The sequence below is a fragment of the Micromonospora sp. DT43 genome, from assembly GCF_049841645.1.
GTDB lineage: Bacteria > Actinomycetota > Actinomycetes > Mycobacteriales > Micromonosporaceae > Micromonospora.
In genome coordinates this window covers 67363-80608 of record NZ_JBNCKR010000021.1, presented here as the reverse complement: position 1 = coordinate 80608, position 13246 = coordinate 67363, and the positions used below count along the sequence as shown (strand labels likewise).

The following is a 13246-nucleotide window of genomic DNA, read 5'->3' as shown; positions in this document are numbered from 1 at the left end:
GCCAGACGTCCCACCTTCTGCGTGGATCTTGAGTCAATCATCCCTCAGGCGGAAGCATAGGCTCACCACACGTCCCAGGAGGTCCCGCCGTGACGACCACACCCCAGGCGGTCCGCAGGGCATCCCCGCGCGCTCGTCGGACGGTCACCCCGCCCGACCCGGCGCGCCCGCTGCTGCCGGACGCCGACCCGGTCCGCCTGCTCGATCCGACAGGTACGCCGCTGCCGGCCCGCACCGACTACCCGGAGCCGCCTGTCGAGGCGCTGCGGGAGCTGTACCGCCGGATGGTGCTCGGCCGCCGGTTCGACACCCAGGCGACAGCGCTCACCAAGCAGGGCCGGTTGGCCGTCTACCCGTCGTCGCGCGGTCAGGAGGCGTGCCAGGTCGCCGCCGTGCTCGCCGTTCGCGACACCGACTGGGTGTTCCCCACCTACCGCGAATCGATGGCGCTGGTTGCCCGGGGCATCGACCCGGTCGAGGTGCTCACCCTGCTACGCGGCGACTGGCACTGCGGCTACGACCCCACAGCCGTGCACACCGCGCCGCAGTGCACCCCGCTCGCCACCCAGTGCGTGCACGCCGCCGGTCTGGCACACGGTGAGGCGTACCAGGGTCGTGACACCGTGGCGCTGGCCTTCATCGGTGACGGCGCGACGAGCGAGGGCGACTTCCACGAGGGCATCAACTTCGCCGCCGTGTTCAAAGCGCCCGTCGTCTACTTCGTCCAGAACAACAGGTACGCCATCAGCGTCCCGCTGTCCCGGCAGACCGCCGCGCCGTCGCTTGCGTACAAGGGCGTCGGCTACGGGGTGCCCAGCGAGCAGGTCGACGGCAACGACCCGGTCGCGGTGCTCGCCGTGCTGACCCGCGCGGTCGCGCACGCACGCGCCGGTAAGGGGCCCTTCCTGGTGGAGGCGCACACCTACCGGATGGAGCCGCACACCAACGCCGACGACGCCAGCCGCTACCGCGACGGCGCCGAGGTCGACGCCTGGCGCGACCGCGACCCGCTGGCCCGCCTGGAGACGTACCTGCGCGCCCGTGGCGTGCTCGACGACGCGGCGGTCGCCGAGGTCGCCGAGCAGGCCGAGGCGTACGCGGCGGATCTGCGCGCCCGGATGAACACCCAGCCCACTGTCGACCCGCTCAGCCTCTTCGACCACGTCTACGCCGAGCCCACCCCGCAGCTCGTCGAGCAGCGCGAGCAGGTCCGCGCCGAGCTGGCCGCCGCGCGCGACGAGGAGGGTGACGCCTGATGGCCACCACCATGGCGAAGGCGCTCAACACCGCGCTCGCCGACGCCCTCGCCGCCGACGACCGGGTGGTCGTCTTCGGCGAGGACGTCGGTGCGCTCGGCGGCGTCTTCCGGATCACCGACGGGTTGCAGGCCCGCTTCGGCGAGAAGCGCTGCTTCGACACCCCGCTCGCGGAGGCCGGCATCGTCGGCTTCGCCGTCGGCCTCGCCATGTCCGGACTGCGGCCGGTGGTCGAAATGCAGTTCGACGCGTTCGCGTACCCGGCGTTCGAGCAGATCGCCTCGCACGTCGCCAAGCTGCGCAACCGGACCCGCGGCAAGCTCAGCGTGCCGATCGTCATCCGGGTGCCGTACGCCGGTGGCATCGGCGGGGTGGAGCACCACTGCGACTCGTCCGAGGCGTACTACGCGCACACGCCCGGCCTGAAGGTCGTCACCCCGGCGACAGTCGAGGACGCGTACTCGCTGCTGCGCGAGGCGATCGACGACCCCGACCCGGTGGTCTTCATGGAGCCCAAGAAGCTCTACTTCGGCAGCGACGACGCCGAGCTGCCGGCGCGTACCGAGCCGTTCGGCCGGGCCGTCGTGCGCCGTACCGGCCGCGACGCCACCCTGGTGGCGTACGGGCCGGCGGTCCCGGTCGCGCTGGAGGCCGCCGAGGCCGCCCGCGAGGAGGGTTGGGACCTGGAGGTCGTCGACGTACGCACCATCGTGCCGTTCGACGACGCCACCATCACCGCGTCGGTCCGGCGTACCGGCCGGTGCGTGGTGATCCAGGAGGCACCGGGCTTCGCGGGTGTCGGCGCGGAGATCGCGGCCCGGGTGCAGGAGCGCTGCTTCCACGCGCTGCACGCCCCGGTGCTGCGGGTCGCCGGGCTGGACATCCCGTACCCGGCGCCGATGCTGGAACACACCCACCTGCCCGGCGTCGACCGGGTGCTCGACGCGGTGGCCCGCCTCCAGTGGGACGACCAGCCGGACGCGCGTTGGGCGGCGGCATGACCACCGTCGAGCGGACACAGGTCTTCCTCCTGCCCGATCTGGGGGAAGGGCTGAGCGAGGCCGAGATCGTCGAGTGGCGGGTCGCCGTGGGCGACGTGGTCACCGTCGACCAGAGCGTGGTCGAGGTGGAGACCGCCAAGGCCGTCGTCGACGTGCCCTGCCCGTACGCCGGCCGGGTCGTGACCCTGCACGGCGCGGCGGGTGAGGTCCGCCCGGTCGGCCAGCCGCTGATCACCATCGCGCCGCTGGACGGCGGCGACGAGCCCGCCGGGCACGCCACCTACCGCGAGGAGGAGCGGGCCGGCTCCGGCAACGTGCTGATCGGGTACGGCACCGGGCACGGCGGCGCGACCCGCCGTCGGCGTCGAACCCGCCTGGCAGTGGCCCCCGAACCGGCCGAAGCCGCCGCGGCGGATGCCGGTGCGACCGGCGGTGCCGTTCCCACCGCGGCCCCTGGTCTGCATGCGGCCGGCGGATCGGTTGCGGGCGGTGACCTGCTCGCGGGCGCTGGTCCGGTCGCGGGCGGTGGTCCGGCTGCGGCCTCTGGTCTGCTCGCGGCCGCTGATCCGGCTGTGGTCGGGAGCGCGGCGGCCCCCGGGCCGGCGGCCCTGGTCATTTCGCCGATCGTGCGTCGGCTGGCCCGGGAGCGCGGCGTCGACCTGGGCACGGTCCGGGGCAGCGGGCCCGGCGGGGTGATCCGCCGCGCCGACGTCGAGGCGGCACTTGCCGTCCCGGTCGCTCGGCTCGCCGCCGTGCCGGACCCGCAGGTCGCGCCGACCGCACAGGGCGAGGGCGACGTGATCGTCCCGCTCACCGGTGTGCGCAAGGTGATCGCCGACAAGCTCTCCCGCAGCCGGCGGGAGATCCCCGAGGTGACCATCTGGGTCGACGTGGACGCGACCGGGTTGCTGGAGACCCGGGCGGCGATCAACGCGGCGACGCCCGATGCGCCGGTGAGTATCCTGGCCCTGCTGGCCCGGATCTGCCTCAGCGGCCTGCGCCGCTTCCCGCAGCTCAACTCCCGTGTCGACACCGAGGGTCAGCGGATCGTCCAGTCCGCCGGGGTGCACCTGGGCATCGCCGCGCAGACCGACCGGGGCCTGCTGGTGCCGGTGCTGCGCGACGCCCAGCGACTCACCACTGCCGAGTTGGCCGCCGAGCTGGCGGCGACCACCGCCGCGGCGCGGGCCGGGACGCTCGCGCCGGCCCGGCTCACCGGCGGCACCTTCACCCTCAACAACTACGGGGTGTTCGGCGTGGACGGCTCCACCCCGATCATCAACTACCCGGAGGCGGCCCTGCTCGGGGTGGGGCGGATCGTGGACAAGCCGTGGGTCGTCGACGGGCAGTTGGCCGTGCGCAAGGTGACCCAGCTGAGCCTCACGTTCGACCACCGGGTCTGCGACGGTGGGGTGGCCGGCGGCTTCCTGCGCCACGTCGCCGACTGCGTGGAGCGCCCGGCGCTGCTGATCGCCGCCGTCTGAGGCGTACTCCCGGCCCCGGCACCGCCCACGCGGCGCCGGGGCCGGCGTGTGTCCGGGGTTTCCCGGCCGCGTTCTCGGGAAGTCGGCCCCGCCGGAGCGCACCGGACGCGTCGAAGGGAGCCCGCCCGTGGCCGTGGCGAACGAGCTGCTGTTGAACTCGGTACGGGTACGGCGGCCCGCCGCTGCCGGTGCCCCCCTCTACTGCGACGCCCTGGAGTACGGGCTGACAGGTGACGGCGCGACAAACGACCAGCCGGCGCTGGCCGCCCTCGTGGACCGCCTCGGCGCCGGGTACGCCTCGGACGGCCGGGCCCGCGTCATCTACTGCCCGCCGGGCATCTACTCGATCCGCGACGCCGGCACGGTGTGGCGCAGCGGGGTCTCGCTTGTCGGCGCCGGCCCGGCGGCGACCCGGTTCATGCTCAGCAACGAGGGCAACCGTGCCGATCCGACCCCGCTGGCCTTCTGGACCACCGTGCAGCACGGTGCCGACCGGGACCGGCACATCGCCGACTGCACCTTCGCCGACTTCCAGATCGACGGTTCCGGAGTGGCGATGGCCGAGTACAACTACCTCGCCAAGGGCCTGGGCCTGCAGTACGTCGTGCGCGGTGTGTTCCGCAACCTCTACATCCACCACACCGCGGCCACCGGGCTGGGCTGCGACTTCCTGCAGGACTCGCTTATCGACGGCGTGGTGGTGGTCGGCTGTGGCCGCCTCGACAACGGCGAGCAGATCGGCGGCGCCGGCATCGGCGTGGGCATCGGCGGCTGGGGCACGGTGGAGCGGTTGACCATCGCCAACTGCACCACGCTCGCCAACGGCACCAACGGCATCTTCCTGGAGCTGCAGAAGGACTACTGGCCCCCGCCCCGCGGCTACCGCATCATCGGGTGTCACAGCCAGGGCAACCGCTTCGGCATCTCCGACTGGGGCGCCGACGGTCTCATCGTCTCCGCCTGCACGATGACCGGCAACCTGGAGGCCGGCTTCGACATCTCCGCGCAGGGCACCGCGGCGGTGGCCGGACGGGGTGGGCTGCTCACCGACTGTGTCATCGACGGCAACATCCGCGACGGGGTAAGCGTCGGCAACAGCCCGGGCCCGTACACCGTCCGGGGCAACCGGATCAGCGGTAACGGCCAGCACGGCTACCACGGGCACGACCTCGGGCGCGGTTATCAGGGCCCGGTCCGGGACGTGGTGATCGAGAGCAACGAACTCTGGGGAAACGGGCTGGACGCCGTCCGGATCGACCACCAGATGACCGACGCGGTGCTGCTGAACAACCGGATCCGCAACAACGGGCGACAGTACGCGCAGGCGGCCAGCGGTGGCGGCGAGACCGTCCGCTACGCCGAGCGTTCCATGGTGGACCGGTCCGCGAACTGGCCGCACGACGGGCACCGGGGCAAGGTCCTGCGGGTGGGACGGGCCGTGGCCATGGTCGCCTCGAACACCGGCGACGAACTCGTCCTGGCGCCGGTCCGGCCCGATGGCATCAGCGCGTGGAGCGGGGACGTGCCGCCTCCGGGCTGCGGGTACGAGCTGTCCGCGGCACCCGAGCGGCGGGCCGGGATCACGATCGACGCGGCGTTCGACTCGGCCACCATCCGCGGCAACCGGGTCTGGGACAACCACGAGAACAGCACCCAGACCCACGGGCTGTGGATCACCGAGCGGGGCAGTTGCGTGGACTGCCGGGTCGAGGACAACGACCTCGCCGGAAACGCCGACGACGGGATGCGTCTGGACACCCCGCCGGTGGGTGGACGCTGGCGCGACAATCACGTCGACAGCGACTGGACCTGACCGGTCAGGGTCGGCGGTCAACGGCGGTGGCTCGGAGCCGATCGGGGGGAGGTCGGCGGTCAACGGCGGCGGGCCGGAGCTGACCGGCCGGGGCGGAATGCGAAGCGGCGGCGGCCGGATGCTCTCCGGTCGCCGCCGCTCATCGTGCCGCGTCACCTTCTGGAAACTGTTGTCCGGCGGCGCGGCCGCCGGTGCTGCTGTCGCCCCTGTCGTTGGTGCGGCCAGGCCGGCCGTCACCAGGAGCAGGGCGGACACGAAAGCGTCCTGTTCGTCTGGTGGTCCCCCGAGCTGCTGGTCAGTACCGGAGTGAGGCGAGGTAGTCGAAGCCGACCCGGGCGGTGTCCAGGGCGTCGGCGGGAGCGCGCGGCGTGGTGCCCGCGTCGTCGCGCTCCACGATGTACTCCTCGATGCCCGCCTCCCGCTCGTGGGTGAAGATCCGGCCGAAGTCGATGACGCCGTCGCCGAGGTCCGCGAAGCCACCCTCGACGTCCAGGTCCTTGACGTGCACCTGGCGGATCCGGCCGCGGTTGGCCCGGATCACGTCGACCGGGTCGTGTGCCCCCCGCCAGGTCCAGTACAGGTCGAGCTCGAAGTGGACCAGCCGGGGATCGGTCTGCCCGGTGAGGATCTCGAAGCCGGTCGAGCCGTCGGTCAGCGGCACGAACTCCAGCTGGTGGTTGTGGTAGCCGAAATCGAGCCCCGCACGCTCGGCCAACCGGCCCGCCTGGTTGAGATCCCGGGCCAGGGCACGGTAAACGGCCGGATCACGGTACGGACGCCCCTCGGCGTCCCGACCGAAGTACGGGTGGACGATCTTCTTGCTGCCCACCGTGTTGGCGTCCGCGAGGGCACGTTCCCAGGTCGCGGCGTCGAACGGCTGCGGGATGGCGGTGTGCCCGGAGGTCGCGTGCAGCCCGGCCGCGTCCAGCGCGGCCCGGAACTCCGCAGCCGTACGCCCCACGAAGCCGGCGTGCTCCACGCGCCGGTAGCCGATGCGGCGCAGGGCGGTCAGGGTGCCCGGCAGATCGGCGGCGAGCTGGTCGCGCAGCGTGTAGAGCTGGATGCTGATGCGGTCCACCGGCACCCGGCGCCGGCCGTGGGACTGACCGGCGGTGTCGCCGGCCGGCGCGGCGTTGGCCGGGCCGGCGAGGAGCCCGGCGGCGCCGACAGCGGCCGCCGATACGGTCGCTGCCCGGAGCAGCCCGCGTCGACTGAGCGCCTCGGAGGTCGCTGTCGGCGCCGAGCGGTTGGTCTGGTGATCCATGGTGGTGGTCCCTTCCTGGCGGCTGGTGTGCCGTCGGCAACTGTCGAGCAGCTGCCGTTGCCGGGGCGCGCCGAACCGGCCGGAGGCAATGCTCCGGCTGGACGGTGAGGACGACGCGTGGCTGCGGTCGGCGCCCCTCAGGGGGACCGCGGCCGACCCGGCAAGGGAGGCAGGCAGGCTGATCGACGAATGGGCAACCTTCTATCTGAAAGTCGACCTTACCCTTGCCTTCGGACAAAGGCAAAGCTCGGCCTCGATGAGCAGAAGTTTCGCTCTAAATGACAAAAGCCCTCCCAGCAGGTGCGGCAGCCGCCCAAACCCGTCCCACGCCCGCATCCCACGCGCGCACCACCCCGTGTCTGCCCGCGCCCGCACCTGCGGGGCGCGGGGCGCGGGGCGGAACTCGTGCAATGGCGGCCATAGGTGCGGGCGTGGCGGGGTCCGGGTGGGACCGGACGTTGCGGGTCGGGTGCCGTGCCGACGTGCGGACCGTACCGAGGGGCGCACCAGTGCGCTTTTCTCGTCAACGGCGCAGCATCGGAAAATGCGCCGATAAATGCGCCGCCGATTATTTCCGAATGCCCTGGATACTCCTGTCGGGGCCGACAGAATGTGGCAGAGGGAAGCCGAAAACGGGGGGACTGAAGATGACGTCTAGGCGGCGATTGACGCTGTTGGCGGTAACTATCGCAGCCGCACCGCTCGTGCTGGTCGGGTGCACCGCCGACCGGGACTCGGCGGCCGGGCCGGCGAAGGGACACGCCACGGCGCCGGAGCTCAGCGTGACACCGGGGGACAAGACCCGCGACGTGCCGGTCAGCGCCGAGGTCGGCGCGACGGTCAAGGGCGGACGGGTCACCGCTGTCCGCCTCACTGACGACAAGGGTGTGCAGGTCAAGGCCGAACCGCGTGAGGACGGCTCGGGTTGGGTGCCGAGCGCTCCGTTGCAACCTCGGCGTACGTACACCGCGGAGGTGACCGCGACCGGTGACTCGGGCGCGACCACGACGCGGACCACCACCTTCACCACGATGGCCAAGTCCACGAAGCCGCAGATCACCAGCACCCTCTATTTCGTCGGCAACCGGACGTACGGCACGGCGATGCCGGTAACCGTGGCGTTCGACCCGGCAATTCCGAAAGAGGCCAGGCCGGATGTGCAGCGCCGGTTGTTCGTGAAGACCAATCCGCCGCAGCCGGGTGCCTGGTCATGGCTGGACGACGGAAGTCAGGTCTATTACCGGGCACCCGATTTCTGGCGACCGGGCACGACGATCAGTGTCCGCGCCGGGCTGGAGGGCCTACCGATCGGCAAGAACCTGGTCGGGGACGCCGAGCGGAACGCCACCTCGAAGATCGGAAAGCAGGTCTCCCTGGAGATCGACAACGCCACGAAGCAGATGACGGTGCTGCGCGACGGCAAGCAGGTCCGTCGTATCCCGGTGAGCCTGGGCAAGCCGAGCACGCCGAGTTCCAGCGGCAAGATGGTGATCATGGAGAAGCACGAGCGGACCACCTTCGACACCCGGGGTGAGCCGAACGGCGGCTACGTGGTCGACGTCGATGACGCCCAGCGGCTGACGTGGGGTGGTGAGTTCATCCACTCGGCCCCCTGGTCGGAGGGCGAGCAGGGCTACACCAACACCTCGCACGGCTGCGCGAACGTCTCCGCCACGGCAGCGGACTGGCTGATGGGGGTGACCCAGGTCGGTGACCTGGTCACCGTCAAGGGCACCGAGGTCGACCTGCAACCGGGCAACGGCTGGACGGCGTGGAACGTGAGTTGGGACGAGTTCGTCAAGGGCAGCGCCCTGCCGGTGCCGTCCGGGCTCAAGCCCGCGCCGGTCGCCCCGGCGCACCCGGGCGCGGTGGCCGGCGGGTCACCCGCGCCGGCGCCCTCCGTCAGCGGACGCTGACACCAGGCGCCAAGACGCCGGCCACCGAGGCGCCGGGCGCCGGGAGACCGGACAACGGGCCGACCCACCATCGCGGCGGGTCGGCCCGTCACCGCGGAACTATCCCGGCCGCGTCGGGGTCGGCCACCGCCCGACACGCGCCGGGTCGGCGTCACGCGTTCACGCCAGGGGTACGCGGGCCACGCCGGGCCCGATGAGGCTGCCCAGCCAGAGATGGTCGCCGTGTTGTCGTACCCCGGTGATCATCCAGTAGTTGCCGGCCGGGCCGTGCAGCGTACGACGGACCGCGCCCTCGCCGTCGACGAGCGCGACCAGCCCGTAGCGGCGCGGCTGCGGCTGCATCGCGTCGGGCAGCAGCGCGGCGAGTTGGCGCAGCCGCGGGTGCGGCAGCAGCCGTTCGGCGATGGGCACCCGGGGGCTGGGGAGGGCGATCCAGTACGTCCCGTCGCCCACGGCGGAGAGATTGTCCGGGTACGCGGGCAGGTCGGCGAGCACCCGTACCCCGCCGCGCAACTCCACGCGGAGCAGCCGGTGGGTGGTGGTCTCGACAAGCATGAGCGCCGACTCGTCGGGGGTCAGTGCGATCCCGTTGGGAAAGTACAGCCCGTCGGTCACCACCTCGGTGCGTCCGGTGCCCGGGTGGTGGGCCAGCACGCGGCCGTTGGGGCGGTGCTCCAGCAGGTCCCGCTTCCAGTGCGAGACCGGGAAGCGGTCCGACGAGTCGGTGAAGTAGACGGTGCCGTCGCGGGCGACCGTCGCGTTGTTTGCCAGGTGCACCGGCGGCGCCGTTCCGGTCAGCTCGTGGACCACCCCGTCCGGTGTGACCCGCAGCAACCCGCGGTACGCGTCGCAGACGATGAGCGACTCCCCGGACGGGTCCGCCTCGATGCCGAGAGGGCGGCCGCCGGTCTCGGCCAGCAGCCGGGGCCGGGTGCCGGCCGGCGCGTCGGCAGGCCACCACCAGAGGTTGCCGTCCTCGTCGCCGCTGATGACCCGGCCGCCCGGGTCGACCAGCACGTCCTCCGGCCCGACGGCCCCCTCGGGGAGAGGTAGGAGGTCGACCTGGTCGAGCCGGCTGTCCGTGGCCGCCCACACGCCGCTGAAGGGAGGCGGAACGGTGGCCGGTTCGCGGACGGGCCGGATCAGCCGTGGCGGCCGAGGCCGTGGGATCACCATCGGCTCATTCTCCACCGCCGATGCCCGGTGAACCCGAAGCGTCGTACACGCGGCGCGCCACCTGGCCGTTCGGTCGACCGCGAGGCCCCTGGCCTGGACCCCTAGGGGGATGAGGGGCACCTCGGGGGATGACCCTGGGCGTACCCGGAATCACTCCGCGGAGGGGCGAAACTGTCGGTGGTGGGGGCTAGATTTCACGTCATGGGAGAGCGCAGCGACCGGATCGACGTGCAGGTCAGCGTGGGTGACCAGGTGGTCCAGGTGCGGGTGGCCGGCGAGGTCGACATCGCCACCGTCGCCGCGTTCCGGTCCGCCCTGTGGTCCGCGCCGGCGCGGCCGGTCGTGCAGTTGGAGCTGTCCGGGTTGCGCCTGCTCTCCGCGGCCGGGGTGCGTGCGTTGCTCGCCGCGCATCTGCGCGTCCGGGCCCGAGGCGGCGAGCTGGTGCTTGTCGATCCCACTCCGGTGGTGGCCCGGGTGCTGCACGCCACCGGCCTGCACCGGGTGATGCCGATCCTCGAGCCCAGCCGGGTGGTCGAGGCCGCTCGTCGCCCGGTGCCCGCCGACCTGGTCGAGGCCGTCCGTCGTCCGCCGGCCGCTGCAGGCGGCCTGGTGCTGGCCGCCTGAGGCCGACCGCGCGCCAGGGGCCGCCCGGCATCGAGCCGGGCGACCCCCGCCACTGTCGATCAGCGCACGCCGAGCAGGTCGACGACGAACACCAGCGTCTCGCCCGGCTTGATGACGCCGCCCGCGCCCCGGTCGCCGTACCCCAGGTGCGGCGGAATGGTGAGGCGGCGGCGGCCGCCGACGCGCATCCCGGCCACGCCCTGGTCCCAGCCGGCGATGACCTGACCGCCGCCGAGCGGGAACTCGAAGGCCTCGCCCCGGTTCCAGGACGAGTCGAACTCGCCGCCGGTGGAGTGGGACACGCCGACGTAGTGCACGCTTACCAACTGGCCCGGCTCGGCCTGCGGGCCGTCGCCCACGGTGATGTCCTCGGTCACGAGGTCGGCCGGCGGCGCACCCTCGATCGGACCCACCTCGGGCTTGCCCGATCGGGCGCCTGCTGCCTGGTTCATGCGGGGATCTCCTGCCGTGTTGGGTGATGTGTCCGGTCACCGTCGATCCTGCCGGATAGTGCGTCACCGATGTGCGGCGGACCCGCCACCTGCCCCGACACGACCACTGGACCACCGATGAGGGGGATCGGCGGGTACACGTCGCGGCGGGCGTCACCTGTGGTGACGCCCGCCGTGCGACGGTGCGGTGGCGGTCACCGCAGCCAGGGCACCTGCCGGACGATCGGCAGCTTCGCCCAGGGCTTGCCGAGGCCCCCGGTGTCGCCGGCGTTGACCAGCGCCAGGACCGCGAGCACCGCGGCGTAGATGAGGTGGTCGTCCATGAAGAGGTTGTTCTCCGGAGGTAGGACGGCGGTCCACATGAGGACCAGCAGTAGTCCACCGGCCACGGCAGCGACTCGCATGCCCACGCCGAGCAGGAGCGCGACGCCGATCCCGGCGAGACCGGCCATGAACAGCCAGTCGGCCCATGCGGCGCCGGCAATGCCGGTGTAGACGTCCTTGAACGGGCCGGCGACACCGAAGGTGAGGAAGCCCTTGGTAGGGCTGCCCCCGTTGATCCAGGCGTTTTTCGACTCGGTCTCGTGGCCGAGGCCGAACAGCTTGTCGAGGAAGGCCCAGAGGAAGATCCAGCCGAGCGCCATCCGGATGCCGGCCAGGACGTACCGGGTGGCCTTCTCTCGGGTGGTGCCGGCCGCCGGAGCGGTGGTCTCGGCGGTGGTCCGCTCGAACGTCGCGGTCATGGTGTCCACGTCCCTTCTCTGCCTCGCACCGCGCTTCCCGGTGGCACCTCCAGTGGACGCCCTCGGCCGCGCCGGCGGCAGGGCCGACGGACCGCACCGGCTAGGGACCTTGTACCCCCGACGGCCCGGCCCCACGACCCTGACCGTGGCCGACGGGTGCCGGAGGACCGGCTCAGGATCGGACCGGCTCGATCCGGGCCGTCACGTCGAGGTGTGCCGGTTGGCAGCCGGCCGTCGTGGCGAACCGGCGTACGGCGTCGTGGACGTGCTCGCGGACTCCGGCGGCGCGGGCGTCGCCGGCCAGGTCCACCCGCACCCAGACGTCGGGGCGCGGCGGCGTGCCGGTGAGCACCACCCGGGCCCGGTGCACCCCGGGCGCGTGGAGCAGGTCCCGTTCCAGCGCGCGGACGAGAACCTCGGTGGCCAGGCGGGTACGACCGGGGTGACTGCCGGGTTGGCTCAGCGTGCCCCGCAGGGCCCGGTCGGGGCGGCGGAGCGTCCGGTGCAGCAGACGCTGGCCGGCGACGGCGGTCAGCAGGCCGGCGACCGCCGCGGCCAGGGTGCTCCAGGGCGTCGCGAGTCGCCACGTGTCCACCAGGCCGCCGCCGAGCAGTACCGCGTCGGGATCGCCGCCCGGCAGCGTGCCGGCGCCGGCCGCCAGCGTCGTCGCCCCGGCGGCCACCAGCAGCAGCGCGACGATCGTCCACAGCAGGCGGTGCGCGGCATCGGTCATGCCGGCCGCCTGCGGGGCAGCAGTCGGACCTCGATGCGCTCGGCGTGTGGCGAGGCGAGCTGACGCAGTTCCTGGCGCACGGCGAACTCGACCTCGACCCGGGCCGCCGGGTCACCGGTGGCGCGCACGCGGGGTTGCCACCGGTCGCCGTGGCGCCGGACCCGCACCCGGGTTGCGCGTACGCCGGGCACGGTGTCCGCCGCGTCGGTCAGCCGGCGCTCCACGCACCGCCGGCGTAGGTGCCAGCCGTCGCGCTCGTCCACCCGCAGCCGGACCGGCGTCCACCGGCGCAGTTGGGCGACCAGGACGAGCAGACCCAGCAGGAGGGCGGCAACGGCCGCTCCCCGTACGCCGGGATCGTGCCACCTGGTGGAGGTCAGCGTGTCGTACCAGCCGGGGCGGATGAGCAGCGCTGCTGGGCGGCCCAGCGTGACCAGCAGCGCCTGCGCGGCCAGCAGGACGCCACCGGCGAGCAGGACGAGGGCCAGCAGCGTGGTGGCCACCCGGTTGGCGGTCGCCGTGGTCAGCTCGGGGCGTACGACAGGTGGGCGCGGCGCGGTGTCGTCGTCGGCGCCGGGCATCGCCAGGTCCCGCACGGTGATCGTCACTGCGGCCACCGCGTGGCCGGTGCCGGCGAGCACCTGCTCGGCGACCGTCCGGCGGACCGCGTCGGCGACGGCGGGCACGCTGTGGCCGTACTCGATGGCGAGGTGCAGGTCGAGGCCCACGGCCCGGTCGCCCACGCGGACGGTGGCCGGGCGGACGTCGGACACGCCCGGGACCC

General features: G+C 72.9%; 12 protein-coding genes. 6 read left to right on the top strand and 6 right to left on the bottom strand.

Annotated features, from left to right (window positions below; genetic code table 11):
• The first annotated feature begins 89 nt into the window (after positions 1–89).
• From pdhA to ACLQ26_RS31495, 4 genes are all read left to right on the top strand, one after another.
• Positions 90–1256, top strand: a complete 1167-nt coding sequence (gene pdhA, locus ACLQ26_RS31510; protein ID WP_425748005.1) for a pyruvate dehydrogenase (acetyl-transferring) E1 component subunit alpha — start codon at positions 90–92, stop codon at positions 1254–1256.
• Positions 1253–2257: an alpha-ketoacid dehydrogenase subunit beta gene (locus tag ACLQ26_RS31505; RefSeq protein WP_425748026.1), complete on the top strand. Its 1005-nt coding sequence runs from the start codon at positions 1253–1255 to the stop codon at positions 2255–2257. Before pdhA ends, ACLQ26_RS31505 begins: the two co-directional genes overlap by 4 nt.
• A complete protein-coding gene (locus tag ACLQ26_RS31500) occupies positions 2242–3741 on the top strand; it encodes a dihydrolipoamide acetyltransferase family protein (RefSeq protein ID WP_425748025.1) in 1500 nt (499 codons plus the stop codon). Before ACLQ26_RS31505 ends, ACLQ26_RS31500 begins: the two co-directional genes overlap by 16 nt.
• Before the next feature lie 127 nt (positions 3742–3868).
• Entirely contained in the window at positions 3869–5554 is a 1686-nt protein-coding gene (locus tag ACLQ26_RS31495) for a right-handed parallel beta-helix repeat-containing protein (protein WP_425748004.1), read from the top strand.
• Between the two features lie 295 nt (positions 5555–5849).
• Here the strand turns inward: ACLQ26_RS31495 and ACLQ26_RS31490 are convergent, their stop codons facing one another.
• Positions 5850–6818: a sugar phosphate isomerase/epimerase family protein gene (locus ACLQ26_RS31490; RefSeq protein ID WP_425748003.1), complete on the bottom strand. Its 969-nt coding sequence runs from the start codon at positions 6816–6818 to the stop codon at positions 5850–5852.
• 647 nt (positions 6819–7465) lie between these two features.
• On the opposite strand from ACLQ26_RS31490, the gene ACLQ26_RS31485 reads away from it, so the two are divergent.
• On the top strand, positions 7466–8734 hold the full coding sequence (locus ACLQ26_RS31485; protein WP_425748002.1) for an Ig-like domain-containing protein: 1269 nt from the start codon (positions 7466–7468) through the stop codon (positions 8732–8734).
• Between the two features lie 159 nt (positions 8735–8893).
• Here the strand turns inward: ACLQ26_RS31485 and ACLQ26_RS31480 are convergent, their stop codons facing one another.
• Complete coding sequence (locus tag ACLQ26_RS31480; protein ID WP_425748001.1) at positions 8894–9910, bottom strand: SMP-30/gluconolactonase/LRE family protein; 1017 nt, start codon at positions 9908–9910, stop codon at positions 8894–8896.
• A 201-nt stretch (positions 9911–10111) separates the two neighbouring features.
• Here ACLQ26_RS31480 and ACLQ26_RS31475 point away from each other — a divergent pair, with 201 nt between their 5' ends.
• On the top strand, positions 10112–10534 hold the full coding sequence (locus tag ACLQ26_RS31475; RefSeq protein WP_425748000.1) for an STAS domain-containing protein: 423 nt from the start codon (positions 10112–10114) through the stop codon (positions 10532–10534).
• Positions 10535–10593: 59 nt separating this feature from the next.
• Here ACLQ26_RS31475 and ACLQ26_RS31470 read toward each other — a convergent pair whose 3' ends face one another.
• The 4 genes from ACLQ26_RS31470 to ACLQ26_RS31455 all read right to left on the bottom strand — a co-directional run bounded on the left by ACLQ26_RS31470 (position 10594) and on the right by ACLQ26_RS31455 (position 13235).
• The gene (locus tag ACLQ26_RS31470; protein ID WP_363688066.1) at positions 10594–10986 is read right to left on the bottom strand and encodes an FKBP-type peptidyl-prolyl cis-trans isomerase; all 393 of its coding nucleotides are present in this window, start codon (positions 10984–10986) and stop codon (positions 10594–10596) included.
• Between the two features lie 194 nt (positions 10987–11180).
• Positions 11181–11738: a hypothetical protein gene (locus tag ACLQ26_RS31465; RefSeq protein ID WP_425747999.1), complete on the bottom strand. Its 558-nt coding sequence runs from the start codon at positions 11736–11738 to the stop codon at positions 11181–11183.
• Positions 11739–11901: 163 nt separating this feature from the next.
• Complete coding sequence (locus tag ACLQ26_RS31460; protein WP_425747998.1) at positions 11902–12462, bottom strand: hypothetical protein; 561 nt, start codon at positions 12460–12462, stop codon at positions 11902–11904.
• Positions 12459–13235: an Asp23/Gls24 family envelope stress response protein gene (locus ACLQ26_RS31455; RefSeq protein ID WP_425747997.1), complete on the bottom strand. Its 777-nt coding sequence runs from the start codon at positions 13233–13235 to the stop codon at positions 12459–12461. The genes ACLQ26_RS31460 and ACLQ26_RS31455 overlap by 4 nt, the downstream gene beginning before the upstream one ends.
• Positions 13236–13246 lie beyond the last annotated feature (11 nt).